Source organism: Mesorhizobium sp. M1066 (assembly GCF_040318635.1).
GTDB lineage: Bacteria > Pseudomonadota > Alphaproteobacteria > Rhizobiales > Rhizobiaceae > Mesorhizobium.
Window position 1 is genome coordinate 1 of the sequence record NZ_JAMYMR010000035.1, and the last position, 16,726, is coordinate 16,726.

A 16,726-nucleotide genomic window follows, 5' to 3' on the forward strand; every position below is an offset into this window, starting at 1 on the left:
CCGCCCCCTATTTCGGGTGTCTGAGACGCGGATTGGCGACGATGGCCGCTATGTCCGCAATGATGTTCAGGCTGATATAGACGGCGGCGAAGATCAGGCCGACCGCCTGCACCACCGGCACGTCCCGCTTGGTGACGTGGTCGACCAGATACTGTCCCATGCCGGGATAGACGAAGATCACCTCGACCACGACGACGCCGACGATGAGGTAGGCGAGGTTGAGCATGACGACGTTGATGATCGGCGCGATCGCATTGGGGAAGGCATGCCTGCGGATGACGTTGAAGGCCGACAGGCCCTTCAGTTCCGCCGTCTCGACATAGGCCGACTGCATGACGTTGAGGATGGCCGCGCGGGTCATGCGCATCATATGCGCCAGCACCACAAGCGTCAGCGCGGTGGCCGGCAGAGCGATCGCCTGCATGCGCTCGCCGAACGGCATGCCGTCATAGACGGTCGAAATGCCGCGGAATATCTGCCATTTCACAGCGAAGAAATAGACCAGCACATAGCCGATGAAGAATTCGGGAAACGACGTCGAGGCGAGCGCCAGTCCGGAGATCAGCTTGTCGACCCAGCCATTGCGGTAACGCACGGCGATCAGGCCGAGGATGATGGCCAGCGGCACGGCCACGATCGCCGCCCAGAAGGCGAGGAACAGCGTGTTCCACAGCCGTCCCTTGATCGACGTGGCGATATCCTGCCCGCTCGACATCGCCGTGCCGAGATCGCCGGTCAGCACACCGCCGAGCCAGCGGAAATACCTGATATAGGCCGGATCGTTGAGGCCGAGCTGCTCGCGCAGATTGGCGAGCGACTCCGGCGTCACCGACTGTCCGAGAATGGCTTGCGCGACATCGCCGGGCAGGATCTGGGTGCCGGCGAAGATCAGGACCGAAACGGCCAACAAGAGGAGAATGCCCAGCGCAACGCGCTGGGCAATGAGTTTCAGAATGGGTGAAGACATCTCTGGAGCCTGTCATGTCTTTGCGATGGAGCTGAAGCGGCGATGAAGGACAGGGCGTGTTGATCCGGTCCAGGCGAGGGGGGCTTGGGCAGCTTATCCTTCAGGCTGCGCCCCAGCACTTCGAGAGAGCGTATCGCCGTTCTACACGAGCGTGACAAACTTCGTGTTGAGGTAGGCCTCGATTGCCTCCGACCCACCTTCAGTGCCGAAGCCCGAGTCCTTTATCCCGCCGAACGGCACCTCGGGCAGGCTTAGACCGTTATGGTTGATTGTAACCATACCTGCCTCAAGGCGGCGCGACAGGTCCTGTGCCGTCTCGAGTGATGCGGTGAATGCAAAGGAAGCAAGGCCAAAGGGGAGGCGATTTGCTTCTTGGATGGCATCGTCAATGTGCGAAAAGCGATTGATCAGCGCGACAGGACCGAACGGCTCCTCGTTCATCACTCTTGCATCAAGCGGCACGTCGGTGAGTACGGTCGGCTCGAAGAAATAACCTTTGTTGCCAATGCGTCTTCCACCGGTTCTCAGCTCAGCCCCGTGCTCGACGGCGTCCGAAATATATTCCTCAAGCGCGGCTAGCCTCCGGGCATTGGCGAGGGGGCCCATGCTTGTGCCTTCAGCAAGCCCATCGCCAACTTTGATCACCTGGGCGGCGTTAATAAAGCCGTGAACGAATTTGTCGTAGACCCGCTCATGAACCAGAAACCGGGTCGGCGAGACGCAGACCTGGCCGGCATTACGGAATTTCGAGAACGCCAGGGTCCTGACAGCAGCGCTGATGTCAGCGCTGTCGTCGACGATCACCGGAGCATGACCACCAAGCTCCATCGTCGCGCGCTTCATGTGCAGCCCGGCCAAACCGGCGAGCTGTTTTCCCACTGCCGTAGAACCAGTAAACGAAACTTTCCGGATGACCGGGTGGGCAATAAGATAACTCGAAATCGCGCCCGGATCCCCATAGACAAGATTTATAACGCCCTTGGGGATGCCCGCGTCGTCAAAGGCCCGAATGAGCTCTGCCGGCGACGCAGGTGTCTCCTCCGGTGCTTTCAAGATGATCGAACAACCAGCCGCCAGAGCGGCTGAGAGCTTGCGCACGACCTGGTTGATGGGAAAGTTCCACGGTGTAAAGGCGGCGACGGGGCCGACGGGCTCTTTAACCGTCATCTGCCTGATATTATCAGCGCGGGCCGGAATGACCTGGCCATAGGTTCGCCGCGCCTCCTCGGCGAACCAATCGATAATATCTGGCGCGAAGCCGACCTCTCCAATTGATTCAGCGAGAGGCTTGCCCTGCTCAAGGGTTAAGAGTCCGGCAATTGACTCTCGGCGGTCGCGCACAAGATCTGCTGCCCGCCGCATAAGTTTCGACCGCTCGAAAGCCGACGTCTTGCTCCAGACGAAGAAGCCGCGCTGCGCCGCGGCCAAGGCCTCATTGAGGTCTTCCAGAGTGGCGGATGCTACAGCTCCCAGAAAATCATGATTTGCAGGATTTTCTACAGGAATGGTTTTTCCAGCATTACCGGACCGCCACTGCCCGTCTATGAACAGATTGGTTAGGGCCGGGTAGCCGCCGCCACGGTCAACATGCGATGCCATATGGGTTCCATGGGAATTGCCGAGCCAGCTCGGGTTTTGGTTGATATCTGGGAAGAGAGACCAGCACCTAGCCTGGTCGGGAGGTCGCATCGGAGGCCGCGCGCGCTAATAGAAATTGCCGGACGGGAGGCAGGACTCGATCCGATGCCTCAATCAGGATCGCGTGTTTGAGGCCGTCCAGGATCACCAACTCGGCATCGGGTAGCGCGTCAGCGATCTGGCGATTCAGGCGTGGGTTGCAGCCCCCGTCCAGCTCGCCGGTGAGCACCAAAGACCGCGCATTGATTTCGTGCAACCACGGCGCCATCTCGGTCTCGGCATAAATGTCGAATACGTTGAGGAACACGTCAGGATCGGTGGCAACCACCTGCCTCTTGCGGGTCTCGATCACCTCCCGATGTTTGGCTACAAAATCATCCGTAAACCAGCGCGCGGTTAGAGTATCCAGCACCTGGCGAATGCCACGCTCGCGCATGGCGGCGACCACCGCCTTGACTTTGGCAATGTCGTCCTCGGTCCGAAATGCTGCCGTTGAGAGCAGCCCTAATGACAACACCCTGTCCGGGAAGCGGCGGGTGTACGCCGGCCCGATCATACCGCCCAGCGAATGACCTGCAAAGTGCGCCTGCTCGATGCCAAGCCTCGCACGCAGTGCCTCAAGGTCGTCAACAAGGTCATCGAGGCCGAAATGCTCCTTCGGCAATGGTGATTCGCCGTGGCCCCGCAGGTCGTAGGTGATGCATGTAAAATCAGATATTAGGCTGTCGACCAGCTGGTTCCAGCCGGCCCTCCTGGCACCGATACCGTGGATTAAAAACAGTGCGGGTCCGTGACCCGCAATGGAATAGGCGCAGTCAATTGCCACGATCGTCTCCCTATTTCTCTGCTGGAGTCGCAGCAGCGGCTCGATTCGAGCAAAGTTCACCAGCGACGGCCCAGTCTTCCTTGGCTATATCGGCAAAAACGACGTGAACCGAAGCGGCGGTGCCGCCGCAGGTTTCGACGAAGGCATCAGTGATGGACTTGGCAAAGCGTTGCTTCTGGTCTGCGTTGCGGCCGGGAAACATTTCAATTCTGATCATAGGCATAGGTGGTCTCCACGCTGGTTTTTGGATGAGGATTAGGCCACCGTCCGCATGCGGGCGGTGGTGAAGTGCGGCATGACTTCAGCAGAAAAACGCTCCATCATATCAAGCGTCTCTGCTTGCGGCTGGCCGAAGTTGGATGTTGCAAGGACCTCGTGAATGCCGGCCTCTGCATAGGCGGCCAAGCGATCAACCATTTCCGAGGCTTCGCAAATAATCAGGCTTTCTGCGAGGTCCTCGCGGCTGTATTTGGCAGCTAGAGGACGGACGATTCCCCTGTCGACGATACCTGGCCCGGTAAAAATGTTATCGAATCGCTCGTAGTAGCGAAACGCGCGGTCCAGCTGTTCCTTTGCGTCCTGAGCATTGCGGGCGCAATAAAGCCCGCGTTGCAGGGACAGTCGGGGGGAAGCACCGGTGTGGCGAGCCTCCGCAGCACCCCGCTTGAAAGCATTGACCTGTTCGAGGAGGACACCGTGCGAGGCCTGGAGCGGAGTTGTTTGCACCCAATAGCCTTTGCGTGCCGACTCGTAGATGCCGTCAGGCACCATAACGGCAAGCATCAGCGGAATTGGTCGCTCAGGACGCGGCATCACTGTGATCGGGTCGAAGTTGTAGTAGTCGCCATTCCAGGAAACTTCCTCGCGCGTGAGCAATGCTTCGAGCACAGCCAAGGACTCGGCGAACTTGTGCTTGGTGGTTTCGATCGGCACACCTAGGCGGCCAACTTCGTAGGCGAACGCGCCCCGCCCCACGCCAAGCACAAGCCGTCCTTCGCAGAGGGCGCTGGCCTGCGACACCTCACCGGCAAAAATGCGCATGTCACGGATTGGCAGCACCGCGATGGAAGTGACGATCTCGATTCTCTGGGTGACCGCGGCAATTCGCACCGCGAGTTGCAACGGCGAGGGGACCAGCAGGATATTGATCAGATGGTGTTCGGGTATCGCGACCCCGCTGTAGCCGAGCCGTTCGGCCGCCACGGCCTGCTCGACCATCTCCCCATAGAGCCTTCTTGCGCCGCAAGCTGGGTCAAGGAGGTGACTGGATAGAAAGTGGTTGAAATTCATGACTAATCGCTCCGGTGTTCTTCAGGCAGTTTGCCGTGACGGGCTGTAGGATTGCGCGGGCAACCATTCGGTCCAGTGCCGTGCCTTCCCGCCGATCGGCGCAATCCGCCCGCCGTCAGCTGTGTCGAAATAAAGGCCAAAGTTTCCCGAAGCTCGCTCTCGGAAAAAGCGGACGAGCATGCCTTGCATCATTAGTCCGTCAACGAGGTTCCATGGCTTTTCTTGTTCGGAAAACGCTCTGACCTCTGTTCCGTCGGAAAGCACAGCGTCGATGGCAGGTTCGACCGCATCGACAGAGAAGATCATGGTGGTCTGGAGCTCTTCTTCTTCCTTGAAGATTGAATAGAGGAAAGATGATGCAGCCGAGACCCCGAGCCGGGAAAACAGGGCGCGGATCGCAGTGGTATGGCCCTCGCCGGGCCGCAGGGGGATGGTAGGAACCTCCCAGCGATCAGAAGCTGGGCGGCGCATAAGAACGACCCTGCCATCCTGCTCCAACAACCCACCAACACTGACGGCCGAGGCGAGCTCCTCCAGCGTACCGACGCCTAGCCCGAATTTCACATAATTCCCCCGAAAATAGCCGAGCGGCTGTCCGGGGCCGCTTCTGAAGCGTACCACTTGGCCGATGAGTATGACGTGATCGCCTGCGTCGACCATGTTGTGATACGTGCAACATAGCGTGCTCAAACTCGCCTCCAGGAACGGAGGATTTGCGCCCTCGAGCCCGGCCAAGGCTTCGTCCTTGGCCGGGCCGCGTGAGGCAAATGCCGTAGCGACCTCCTTCTGCCGCTCGCTGAGAATGTTGACACTGAAGTGTTGTGCCTTGGCAAAGACGTCCAGGCTGGAGGCCGACTTCGCCAGGCAGACCAGGATCAGGGGCGGATCAAGCGATACGGACGTGAAGGAGTTTGCCGTGAACGCCCGCGCGCCGCCTAACGCGTCACGGGCTGCAATGACCGTCACGCCAGTCATAAAGCTCCCCAATATGTTTCGGAAAACACGCCGGTCGCATTCCTGCGCATCAGTCCAGTCAGACTCGATCACGATTACCTCCCCAAGGGCTTATGGGATTGAAAAGAAGCGGGCCTAGACGACCCACCACCGCTCGAGAGCCCGCATGCCGTCGAGAGACATGTCCGGCGCGATCTTCTCGGGAGTGCCAACGTTGTTCCTGACGCCCATGATGTAATTCATGAACATCGGCACTATGGTGCCACCGTCGTCACTGAGCAGGGCTTGCATTTCGCCGTACATTTCGGCGCGCTTCTTGTCGTCGAACTCTGCCCGTGCCTGGAGAAGGAGCGAATTGAAACGTTCATTATTCCAATGGGTGTCGCCGAAGGACGCGTCCTTCGCATACACCAGGGAGAACTGGCTGTCGGGAGCCGGCTTGCCGGACCAATAGCAGGCTGTGAATGGCTTTTTCGCCCAAACGCTGCTCCAATAGCCATCGCTTGGCTCGCGGATGACGTTGAGATCAACGCCGGCGGCCTTGGCAGACTCCTGGAACAAGGCGGCAGCGTCAACCGCTCCCGCGAACGCCGCGTCGGATGAGCTAAGGTTGACTGCGAGGCGATCAAGCCCTGCCTGTTTGATGTGATACTTGGCTTTATCCGGGTCGTACTTCCGCTGTGGCAGTTCGCGATTGAAATAGTGCTGGCTGGCTGGGATCGGATGATCGTTGCCTACTGTGCCATGGCCCTGCAGGATCGCGTTCACCAGCTTGTCGCGGTCGATGGCGTACTTGAGAGCAAGGCGGACGTTTTTGTCGTTGAAGGGAGCGACGTCTACCATCATCGGGAACGTCGCATGCAGGTAACCTTCGGCCTCGATCACCCGGATCTGGTCGTTCTTCTTCAGGAAACCCAGGGTTTTCGTATCGGCGCGATTCATTGCTTGAATTTGGCCGCTTAGCAGTGCTGCCTGCCTTGCGGTCGCATCGTTGATCGCGATCAATTTAAAGCTGTCGACATGCGCCCGATCGGATTTCCAGTAATTGGCGAAACGCGTCCCCTCGGCGCGGACCCCAGGTTCAAACACGCCAAGCTTGTACCCGCCGGTGCCGAGACCCGATTGCCAGTCTGGCGTCCCATCAGGGTTCGCAGGCATGATGCCCATATGATAGTCGGTCAGCAGCACGGGAAGATCCACGTTGCCCGCGGCAAGAACGATACGCACGGTCTGGGCGTCGTCGGCTTTGATGTCACTGATCTGGTCAAAAACACTCTTTACCAGCGAAGTCGACTTGGCACCCCGATGGTGATTGATCGAGGCGATCACATCGGGCGCCGTCAGCGACTTGCCATTGTGAAACTCGACGCCCTTGCGGAGATGGAAAATCCAGGTCTTGGCGTCCGTCGATACGTCCCACGATTCGGCGAGCTCACCCACGGCCTTGCCGTTCGCATCCAGCTCCACGAGGTTGTTGCGCAGACCTAGGGTCAGCACCATCATGAAGTCGTCCCACATCAGGCCAGGGTCGAGCGTGTCGGTGGTATTGGCACCGGCGAGACCGAATGTGAGCGTTCCGCCTTTGACGGGCGTAGCGCGAGAAACTGATGGAAGGGTAGATAGGATGCCAGCGGCACCGGCCGCCAGCATGCTTTTGAGCACTATTCGGCGCGAGACGCCGGTCAATCCACGGGAATCAAAAGGATGTTGCATCATCGGGCGCATAGCTCCATGCCGGACGGTGAATTTCTCTTAAAGGCAGATGTTTGTACAGACGTACAGTCCATTTGTACAAACGTACCGATTGGTTGTCAAGCCGCTGCAGTCAGGTTAAAGTTCAGCAATGATCGCTGGTTTTTAAAGTTCGTTTAGTGGCATTGGAAAACGATATCACGCAGAAGAATAAGCGCAGGCCGAGGGTCTTTCGGACCGCAGAAGAGCGTCGTGCCGAAATCATCGACGCGGCGTTCGAATGTATCCAGGAAGCAGGCTATGCCAATTTGACGGCGAGGCGGATTGCCGAGCGCTCGCACATTTCGTTGGGGCATATCACCTACAATTTCAAGGATATGAAGGAAGTCCTGCTCGAGACCTATCGGCTAGCGTCTCGCCTTCTCTACGACGCGTCACAGCAGGATCTAGACCGCTCTCCGAAGGAACCGCTTGGGAAACTTCGTGCCTTCCTTGAGACTGGCTTCAGTGAGCCGTTTCTGAAACGGGATTACGTCCGCGTCCGAGTGGACCTCTGGTCAGCGGCTTTGACGGATGAGGACATCGCAACCTCCGAGCGACAGTTCTACCAGCGCTACCGTCAAGGCTTGGCAGTATTGGTCGGTAACGCCGCAGGCAGCGGAGCCGACGAGGCAGAGATCGATCTGCTGGTGGACACGATCATGGCTACCTTGGACGGTCTCTGGCTAGACTGGGTCAGACGCGGTGATACGAAAGCCGTGCGGAACGGACTAGACGGATGCTTACGACTGGTCGAGGCCACGGCGAAGCGGGTTGGCGCCGGAACAGGGCGTGATACCGATCTATCATAGTGTGTCCGCTGAGCAGTTGATTTACCGTCTTATTTAGCCGTTCCATAAGATCTGCGCCTGAACAAACGACCCCGCGAAAGTCTGCAATTGGCAGCAATCGTTCGAATGGCCAACACACCATCCAAGGACCACAGCATTTCGGACAAGGAAGCGCTGAAGATAGCCGAGCAGACCGATGTCTCCGCACGGCAGGCCAAGGAACACGGCAAGGCCAAAGGCGAGCAGGAAGCCCGTGACCTGTTCACGGCCGGCTGCGCCGTCCTCCTCCTGACCGACCTGAGGTCTCGGAGCGTCCGGATGCACTGCGCTTGCGCCCTGCATTTGGCTTGACGGCAGCTGAGGCCAGGCTGGCCGCGCGCCTTGCGTCGGGCGATGGCAGGCAATTGCACTCGCCATCAGCCGCGAAACCGCGCGCGCACCCAACTCAGAGCGGTATTCGCCAAGACCAACACACACCGTCAGGCGGGATTTGCCACGCCTCGTCACCCACCTTCGGCCACACGTATGATGACCGATTGGTAGGAGCGCGGCCGGAAGCGTCAAGAGGCAGGTGCTGGCGCAAGGCGGCCAACGCGGCGCCGCAGTCGAGTGTCTGTTTTCAGGTAATGCAAGCAACGTCGTTGCGGCCAAGATGGGGCGCCGGCGGAATGGCACCTTTTTCTGGCTAGTTCGTCCCAGAACCGGACCGTCTGCTTCTGATGCTGTGGACGGCTCTCCTCCGCCTCGCGGTACAATCGCGGGGCTAGAGCTGGAGGAGAGCTGAGACGGACAACGTTACGACGATTGGTCTGGATATTGCGAAGTCAGTGTTTCAAGTCCACGGCGTGGGCGCGGCGGGCGAGTTGTCGTTCGCAGGAAGCTGACCCGTGGGCGCGTGCTGGCATTTTTCGAGAGTTTACCGGGATGCCTGGTCGGGATCGAAGCCTGCAGTTCCTCGCATTATTGGGCGAGAGAACTTACTGCACGTGGCCATGATGTGCGGCTACTGCCGGCACAGTATGTGAAGCCATATCTGAAGCGGCAGAAGAACGACGCTGCAGATGCAGAGGCGATCTGCGAGGCGGTGACCCGACCGACCATGCGCTTCGTGCCGGTGAAGTCGCCCGAGCAGCAGAGTGTGATGATGTTGCACCGGGTTCGGTTGATGCTCAACCGCCAGCGTGCTATCGAACGCGTTGCGGGCGCATCTCTCGTAGTTCGGTATCGTGGCGCCGATCGGGCGGGGCGGGATCGAGCAGCTTCTTGCCGTCATCAACGACGAGAACGACCCGAGGGTGCCAGCTGACGCACGGCTCTGCCTGCAGATGCTCGAGGCGCGGCTCATGGTCGTGAAGGCGCAGATACTCGAGAATGATCGATGGGTCCGGGCGAGTGCGCGAGAGACCGAGCTTGGTCGCAGGTTGATGGAGATCCCGGGCGTCGGCCCGCTGCTGGCAAGTGCCTTCGTGGCCACCGTCGCCGATGCGCATGCGTTCAAGTCGGGGCGCTGCCTCTCAGCCTGGATCGGGCTAGTGCCGAAGCAAAATTCAAGTGGAGGCAAGGAGAAGCTCGGCAGCATTTCGAAAGCCGGCAATCGCTACTGCGCCAGATGCTCGTGGTCGGCGCTATGGCGGTCATCCGCTATGCCGAGCGGAACGGAACCAGGCGACCATGGCCAGTTCAGCTGATGGCCAGGCGAACGCCCAAGATTGCGGCGGTCGCACTCGCCAACAAAACCGCCCGGATGGGCTGGGCACTAATGACCACCGGCGAGCGCTACAGGGAGCCGGTCATCGCATAGAACGAAACAAGGCGAGCGACGCCGACGAGGTTGGAAAGGGCGGACAGGAGCTAATGCACAAAGCCGGTTGATACCGCCGGATCAGGAAAACCCACTTGGGCCGTGCACTTCGAGTGCGAGCTTCCGATCGGGACCTGAGCCGCGCGAATGGCATTATGGCCAGCGGCACGTGAAAGGCCGCGTCTACAGGTCGGATACATGGCCGCACCAACCAGCCACTGCAAAAAGCTCAAATAGGCCCTTGCCAACGGAGAGCCGTCCATACACGGCCCATTTCAGTCATCCCGATCGCAGGCCAGTGGGCCGTTCCTGGCGCTTTCAGCGAGCGGCGGTTGCCGATATTCGGCGTTTGGGAGGTTGAGGCGCGAAATCGCGCTTCATTGTGGGGCAGGGAAGGGCGTGTGTCTTGCCTCCAACAACGTCCTCGCCGGACAACTGCCCATATTGCTTGCTATCATCCGTTGCCCGGAGGTTGGACGGACCAAAGTGAAACCTCTAATTTCACGTGGAAATTAAATCCAAGGGTGACCGGTCGTGATCCGCAGTGACCGTGAGGTCTCGAGCGAGATCATTGTGGATCAAAAGACTATGATAAGAAACAGAATATCTATGAGATACTTGGATGGCGATGAGCGACAGCTGGGGCCGTTAAATGGGGTGTGTATCGAGTGACCACCTGTGATCTTCCACGCTTGGGAATGATCGCATTTGGTCAATACTCTTAAGGCCCGATCAATCACGGATTCCTAACCTGCCGCTGCGTGCCGGTGACTGCCGGCGCTCTAGAGAGCAATGACGGATTCCGGCAGTCCAGGAGTATCGACTGGCCGCATGAAAACAGCACCGCTCAAATCCGTCGTACTGCCGTTCCAACCTGTCGTCACACACAGTGTCTTCAGTTCCGGTCCGCCGAAACAGAGGCTGGTTACGAAAGCAGCCGGCAGATAGAGCGACCTTCGAAGCGTTCCCCGAGCGTCAATGCACACGACTTTGCTGCCGCCATAGAGTGCGCACCAGACATTGCCCGCGCTATCGACCGCGAGGCCGTCTGGCATCCCGTCATTGTTTGCAAAGGTGAAGAAGACCCGCCGGCCGGATATTTTCCCGTTCCGGTCGAGGTCGTAAGAGAGAATGCGGTGGCCGACCGTGTCACTGAAGTAGAGCATGCGATTGTCGGGTGCGAAGGCCGGGCCATTGCAGATGACAAAACCTTTGTCGGCCACTTCCGCCGTGCCGTCCGATCCCATCCGATAGAAAGCCGCGCCGGGCTCCCTCTCGGAGAGATCATAGGTTCCGATCCAGTAGCGTCCGGCACGGTCGACCTTGCCGTCGTTGTAAGCCAGATTCTTTTTCCCGTTTTTGGGATCGGCGAAGAAGCGTGTTTTGCCGGTGCTGGTATCGAGAAGGTGTAGGCCGTGATCAACGGCGAGAAGGAGGCGGCCCTTGTCGGCAAGGACGAGCGACCCGATCGTTTCCCCGAGATCGATCTTCCAGCTTTCGACCACGCCGCTGCCCCCCTTTTGGCGATGCACGAGTGGGCCGTAAAAATCGATCCAGTAAAGAGCTTCCTCCACCGGATGCCACAAGATGCTCTCGCCCAGCCGGTCGCGCGTTGGAGCACAGATCTGCCATTCTAAGTTGCCCGTCGGCATGTCAGCTCCCGATGTGGAACGTCTCGGTGTGCCCGTCGACGGCGATTGCCTGGCCGCTCACCATCTTGGCGGCGGGCGAGGCGAGGAAGAGGCACATATCGGCGATCTCTTCAGGCCTCGCGAAGCGTTTGATCGACTGTGACTGGACATAGTCCTTCTGAACGAGATCGAGCGAGACGCCGCGGCTTTCGGCTTCGGCCTTCATCACGTGCTGCATGCGAGCGCCATCGACGGAGCCCGGGCAGATTGCATTGGCACGCACGCCGTAAGGACCCAGCTCGACGGCAAGGGATTTGGTAAACCCGATGACCGCCCATTTGGCTGCGGCGTAAGGCGTGCGAAGGCCATAGCCGTAGAGCCCGGCGGTCGAGGAGATATTGATGATGCTTCCCGAACGTTGGGCCTTCATGGCGGGTGTGGCGCGTCTGGCGCAGAGGAAATGCGAATCGAGACAGACGCTCAGGCATGCGCGCCAGTCGTCGAGCCTGATGTCTTCGACGTAGCCAGTCGGCCCTTTGGTGCCAGCGTTGTTGACCAGGACATCAAGGCCGTTCAGGTCGCCCAACGCATCATCAAACCAGTGGTCGATGGCCTCCTCATCCGTCAGATCGAGCCGTCTGACGGCGATCTGAGGATATGTCTTGGTGACTTCGCCCAGCGCCCGCTCGTCGACATCGCAAATATGAACCTTGGCGCCATTGTCGGCGAACGCCTTTGGCCGCAAAGCTGGCTCAAGCGCTGTGGCGTCAGCCGCGTACCGCTCGGCTTCGCGGTTGCGCGACGAGCGGATCGAGCGAACTCATGACTTCTCGGCCAAACGCGGTGTCGTCCATTCCGAGGTGATGTTGCCGGAGGATGCACCAGAAGTCTGGCGCGACCGCGAACGGCTGTGGAACGACGTTGAAGCGTTCGAGGTGCGCAAGGACGCGCAGCTTGCCCGCGAGGTGGAGTTTGCCCTGCCGCGTGAACTCAGTCAGGCGCAAGGCATTGAACTGGGGCGCGACTTTGTACAAGTCGAGTTTGTCAGCAAGGGCATGGTCGCTGATCTCAATGTGCATTGGGACAGGGGCGAGGATGGCAGTCCAAGACCTCATGCCCCATGTCATGCTCACCATGCGGTCCGTGGACGAGAATGGTTTTGGGGCAAAGGTTCGAGACTGGAATGCTACCCAGCTGGTCGAGCGCTGGCGCGAGCGATGGACGGAGCTTGCCAATGAGCGTCTGGCCGAACTCGACATCGACGCCCGCATCGATCATCGCAGTCTGGAAGCGCAGGGCATTGCGCTGGAGCCGCAAACGCAGATTGGTGCTCCTGCTCAGCGCATCGAGGGCAGTGGCGTTGCTGCTGGCGATAGTGAAGCAGATCGCGCCGAACTGCATCGCGAGATCGCGCGCAACAATGGCGCGCGCATCATTGCCGATCCATCCGTGGCGCTCGATGCCATCACCCATCAGCAATCGACCTTTACCCGAAAAGACATGGCGAAGTTCTCGCATCGCCACAGCGATGGAGTGGAGCAGTTCAACGAGGTGGTGGGAGCCATCAGCAAGGCGCCTGATCTGATCGAGCTCGGCAAGGACGGACGCGGCGAAGATTGCTTCACCACCCGGCAGATGATCGAAACCGAACAGCGCCTTCACCGCGCGGCGGAGCGTATCGATTTGGACCAGCGCCACGCGGTGAGTGACGCACATCGCGAGGCAGCTCTGGCGCGGGCTGCGCAACGCGGGCTTATCCTGTCAGGCGAGCAGGCCGATGCGCTTGCGCATATCACCGATGGTCGCGGGTCTTGGTGTCGTTGTCGGCTTTGCCGGAACGGGCAAGAGCGCCATGCTGGGCGTTGCGCGCCAGGCATGGGCAGCGGCGGGCTATGAGGTTCGAGGCGCCGCACTTTCCGGCATCGCCGCTGAGAATCTGGAAGGCGGTTCAGGCATCCCGTCACGCACCATCGCCAGTATGGAGCATAGCTGGGGGCAGGGCAGGGATCTGCTCACCACGCGCGATGTTCTGGTGATCGATGAGGCCGGCATGGTCGGCACGCGCCAGTTGGAGCGCGTGCTCTCCCATGCGGCGGACGTTGGCGCAAAGGTCGTCCTCGTCGGCGATCCGCAGCAGCTACAGGCGATCGAAGCCGGCGCTGCATTCCGCTCTATCCACGAGCGACACGGCGGCGTCGAAATCGGCCAGGTGCGTCGGCAGCGCCAGGGGTGGCAGCGTGATGCCACGCGTGATCTGGCAACCGGCAGGATCGGCGCTGCGATCAGCGCCTACGACGCGCAAGGCATGGTGCATCAGGCTGCAACGCGCGGCGAAGCGCGAGGTGAACTCGTCGAGCGCTGGGATCGCGACAGGCAGGCGCATCCAGAGGCAAGCCGGATAATGCTCACCCACACAAACGACGAGGTGCGCGCGCTCAACAACGCGGCGCGCGAGCGCATGCGCGCTGCCGGCGATCTCGGCGACGATGTCGAGGTGAATGTGGAACGCGGTGCAAGGGCCTTCGCCAGCGGCGACCGCGTCATGTTCCTGCGCAACGAGCGCGGGCTCGGCGTCAAGAACGGCACGCTGGGCATCGTGGAGGAAGCCAGCACACAGAGCATGACGGTTCGCGTCGACGACGGCAGGTCTGTGCGCTTTGACCTGAAGGACTACGCGCACATCGACCACGGCTATGTCGCGACCATCCACAAGGCCCAGGGCATGACCGTTGAACGCACGCATGTGCTAGCCACGCCGGGCATGGATGCACATGGCGGCTACGTCGCACTGTCTCGGCATCGAGACAGGATGGACCTGCATTACGGCGGCGACGACTTCAGTACGCGGGAGCGGCTGGACCGAACGCTGTCACGGGACCGCTCCAAGGACAGGCCGTCGGATTACGAGCAGGTCGACCCCGCGCAGAGCTACGCCGAGCGGCGCGGCATCACGTTCGGACAGCGCGTGGTCGAGATCGTGCGCCGGATCGTCCCGGAGAAGCTGCGCGACAGGATCGGCGGGCTGCTCGACGGATTGCGCTCGCGCGGAGACGCCGAGCCGGGCCAGGAACGTGTGCACAGGCCGGAAAGGGAGAATGTTGGGGCGCAAATCGGAGATGCTGGCTCCACGCCCGGCAGAGGAAATCTTGCCACCGGAGTTCCGCGCGACACGAATGTGCCGGTGGACGTGGAAGCAGAAATGCGCCGAGCCCGCACCCAGGCGCTTGTGCGTCACGCGCGCGCGATCGACGCGATCCTCAGCACTGGAAATGCTCACGGGCACGGCAGTCCCGACCAGATGCGCGAATTGAGGGATGCCCGGAGCGCTTTCGAGAAGGTGCGGCCGCATGGCTGGCGCGATGCCGAAGCGGCTTATGTGAAAAATCCCGAGCTGGTTCGTGAGGCGGGGGCCGGCCGGGTCAACCGCATCGTGCTTGCTCTCCAGCTTGAGACGGAAATCCGCACCGGGATGGACATCGATCCCGGCCGCCGCGCCGACCGGTTCGTGGAACGTTGGCAAAAGCTCGACCGTATGGGACGGGAGCAATATCAGGCCGGCGACATGTCGGGCTATAAGTCAACGCGCTTGGCCATGTCCGATATGGCCAAGAGCCTCGAACGCGATCCGCAACTTGAATCCCTACTGGCAAACCGCAAACGCGAGCTTGGCATCAACGTGGATTCGGGTCGTCGCCTGGGCGCGGAACTGGCATTCAGCCATGGCATCGGCAAGGGGCGGGGGATTGGGATCTAAGGCATGCCGATTTGCCGCCGTTTCCACTCCGCAGGCGGCTGAGGCGACAAACTTGATTGCCTCCGGCATGGGTTCGTCCTGTCTGTCCCAGCAGAAATCAGCAACAACCAGTGAGGCGCAGGCAGTTATGTCCGAGCCGGATCGTATTGTTCGCCTCAAGACCGTCATTGCCCGGACCGGCCTGTCCCGCTCAACCATCTATCGCAAGATCGCCGAAGGCACGTTCCCAGCTCAGATCAAGATCAGCTTAAACGGTGCGGGATGGAGGGAATCCGATGTTAATCGATGGGTAGCTGATCCCGTTGCATGGCGAACAGGCCGTCAGTTCTGATTGCGAGACAAACGAACACCAGGTCCGCCGCCATTCTCTGGAATGAATTCAATGCCGGCGCTCTCGAACGTGCTTCTTATCAGATCCACAGTCGATTGCTTCAACGCCTCGCCTCTTTCGAAGCGAACAATCGTCTGGGTGGATATTTTGGCTTCTTTTGAGAGGTCTAAAACACCCCATCCTAATGCAGCCCGAGCCATGCGGCACTGCACCGGATTCATAAAATCACCATTTTATGGTGATTTTGGTTGCTTAGATAATGCACTGTGTGTAGTCTCGGTTTCACTTGGCGGCCGGATGGGTGATGCAACACCAATCCGGCCTGGCCACGCCAAAGCTGTTGAGGAGCTCGGATCATGGCTGATTCCGACAATAGCACGACTTTGCCTTCCGTCACGCACGGGCGAGGGCAACGGCAGATGGCCCACAGGGTAGAGCGTTTCAATGAGGCGGACCCGGCTCTTGCACTGCTCCAAGGCTGGTTGCGAGCACAGCATGTCTCGCATGTCCTTTGCCGACTTCAACAGCGTCTAGAGATACACGTTCTCGACGCTGCGGCCCCGGACGCGATGGATAAGAAGATCGGCTATTCGATCGCCTGCCAAGCGGAAGTCGAGGCCACCACTGCTGCCCTGAGGCTTCAAGACAGAATCCCCCACGTACAGGCGCGGTCGCTTCTTGGCGTTGTCGCCAAGCTAGAAATCATCGCTGGCGCAGATCGTGATATCGACGATCCAACAGACTTTCCCTGGCCGCATATTGCTTCGGTCCTCGCCGACTTGAAGCAAATCGCCGGGAGCCTGCCGCTTGAACGGCCTGAGCGATCCGTCGTTCATGAGGACTGTAGGCGTTATCAGGCAATGGGGGCCGACTTCGTCGGTCTGCAAATGCCGAGCGCTGATCTGCGGTTGGGGCAGGGGCCCGAACTGGGACAATATGGACTAGAATAAACGCTGGCGTTGAAGAGGGCGACGCGTCACTGAACGCGATGTTGGCGTGAAGCTAGGGCGAT

The 16,726-nt window shown here is 59.9% G+C and carries 14 protein-coding genes and 2 pseudogenes; 6 read left to right on the forward strand and 10 right to left on the reverse strand.

Features of this window, described 5'->3' with window-relative positions:
• Nucleotides 1–7 precede the first annotated feature (7 nt).
• From NKH52_RS28440 to NKH52_RS28470, 7 genes are all read right to left on the reverse strand, one after another.
• Nucleotides 8–967: an ABC transporter permease gene (locus NKH52_RS28440; RefSeq protein ID WP_352735588.1), complete on the reverse strand. Its 960-nt coding sequence runs from the start codon at nt 965–967 to the stop codon at nt 8–10.
• Nucleotides 968–1,108: 141 nt separating this feature from the next.
• Nucleotides 1,109–2,566, reverse strand: coding sequence for an NAD-dependent succinate-semialdehyde dehydrogenase (locus NKH52_RS28445; RefSeq protein ID WP_352735589.1), 1,458 nt, complete (start codon nt 2,564–2,566; stop codon nt 1,109–1,111).
• Between the two features lie 67 nt (nt 2,567–2,633).
• Nucleotides 2,634–3,431: an alpha/beta fold hydrolase gene (locus NKH52_RS28450; protein WP_352735590.1), complete on the reverse strand. Its 798-nt coding sequence runs from the start codon at nt 3,429–3,431 to the stop codon at nt 2,634–2,636.
• A 10-nt stretch (nt 3,432–3,441) separates the two neighbouring features.
• Nucleotides 3,442–3,654 carry a 2-hydroxymuconate tautomerase gene (gene thmT, locus NKH52_RS28455; RefSeq protein WP_352968191.1) on the reverse strand — a complete coding sequence of 71 codons (213 nt, stop codon included), beginning with the start codon at nt 3,652–3,654 and terminating at the stop codon, nt 3,442–3,444.
• Between the two features lie 32 nt (nt 3,655–3,686).
• Nucleotides 3,687–4,721: an LLM class flavin-dependent oxidoreductase gene (locus NKH52_RS28460; RefSeq protein ID WP_352735592.1), complete on the reverse strand. Its 1,035-nt coding sequence runs from the start codon at nt 4,719–4,721 to the stop codon at nt 3,687–3,689.
• A gap of 21 nt (nt 4,722–4,742) precedes the next feature.
• Entirely contained in the window at nt 4,743–5,768 is a 1,026-nt protein-coding gene (locus NKH52_RS28465) for a flavin reductase (protein ID WP_352735593.1), read from the reverse strand.
• A 42-nt stretch (nt 5,769–5,810) separates the two neighbouring features.
• Nucleotides 5,811–7,391 (reverse strand): ABC transporter substrate-binding protein, encoded by a 1,581-nt coding sequence (locus NKH52_RS28470; RefSeq protein WP_352735594.1) that lies wholly within the window; start codon nt 7,389–7,391, stop codon nt 5,811–5,813.
• Nucleotides 7,392–7,546: 155 nt separating this feature from the next.
• Here NKH52_RS28470 and NKH52_RS28475 point away from each other — a divergent pair, with 155 nt between their 5' ends.
• The 3 genes and pseudogenes from NKH52_RS28475 (at nt 7,547) to NKH52_RS28485 (ending at nt 9,998) form a co-directional block, all read left to right on the forward strand.
• Nucleotides 7,547–8,218, forward strand: coding sequence for a TetR/AcrR family transcriptional regulator (locus tag NKH52_RS28475; RefSeq protein WP_352735595.1), 672 nt, complete (start codon nt 7,547–7,549; stop codon nt 8,216–8,218).
• Nucleotides 8,219–8,323: 105 nt separating this feature from the next.
• Nucleotides 8,324–8,548: a hypothetical protein gene (locus NKH52_RS28480; RefSeq protein ID WP_352735596.1), complete on the forward strand. Its 225-nt coding sequence runs from the start codon at nt 8,324–8,326 to the stop codon at nt 8,546–8,548.
• 452 nt (nt 8,549–9,000) lie between these two features.
• Nucleotides 9,001–9,998: pseudogene (locus NKH52_RS28485) on the forward strand (IS110 family RNA-guided transposase).
• 782 nt (nt 9,999–10,780) lie between these two features.
• Here NKH52_RS28485 and NKH52_RS28490 read toward each other — a convergent pair.
• Nucleotides 10,781–11,650 carry an SMP-30/gluconolactonase/LRE family protein gene (locus NKH52_RS28490; protein ID WP_352735597.1) on the reverse strand — a complete coding sequence of 290 codons (870 nt, stop codon included), beginning with the start codon at nt 11,648–11,650 and terminating at the stop codon, nt 10,781–10,783.
• A gap of 1 nt (nt 11,651) precedes the next feature.
• Entirely contained in the window at nt 11,652–12,374 is a 723-nt protein-coding gene (locus NKH52_RS28495; protein ID WP_352735598.1) for an SDR family oxidoreductase, read from the reverse strand.
• Here NKH52_RS28495 and traA point away from each other — a divergent pair.
• Nucleotides 12,340–15,383 (forward strand): annotated as a pseudogene (gene traA / locus NKH52_RS28500) (Ti-type conjugative transfer relaxase TraA). The gene NKH52_RS28495 and the pseudogene traA overlap by 35 nt on opposite strands.
• 127 nt (nt 15,384–15,510) lie before the next feature.
• Complete coding sequence (locus NKH52_RS28505; RefSeq protein ID WP_352735632.1) at nt 15,511–15,714, forward strand: helix-turn-helix transcriptional regulator; 204 nt, start codon at nt 15,511–15,513, stop codon at nt 15,712–15,714.
• Here NKH52_RS28505 and NKH52_RS28510 read toward each other — a convergent pair.
• Nucleotides 15,705–15,935: a helix-turn-helix domain-containing protein gene (locus NKH52_RS28510; protein ID WP_202379836.1), complete on the reverse strand. Its 231-nt coding sequence runs from the start codon at nt 15,933–15,935 to the stop codon at nt 15,705–15,707. The genes NKH52_RS28505 and NKH52_RS28510 overlap by 10 nt on opposite strands.
• 135 nt (nt 15,936–16,070) lie before the next feature.
• Here NKH52_RS28510 and NKH52_RS28515 point away from each other — a divergent pair, with 135 nt between their 5' ends.
• Nucleotides 16,071–16,664 carry a hypothetical protein gene (locus tag NKH52_RS28515; protein ID WP_352735599.1) on the forward strand — a complete coding sequence of 198 codons (594 nt, stop codon included), beginning with the start codon at nt 16,071–16,073 and terminating at the stop codon, nt 16,662–16,664.
• The last annotated feature ends 62 nt before the right edge of the window (nt 16,665–16,726 follow it).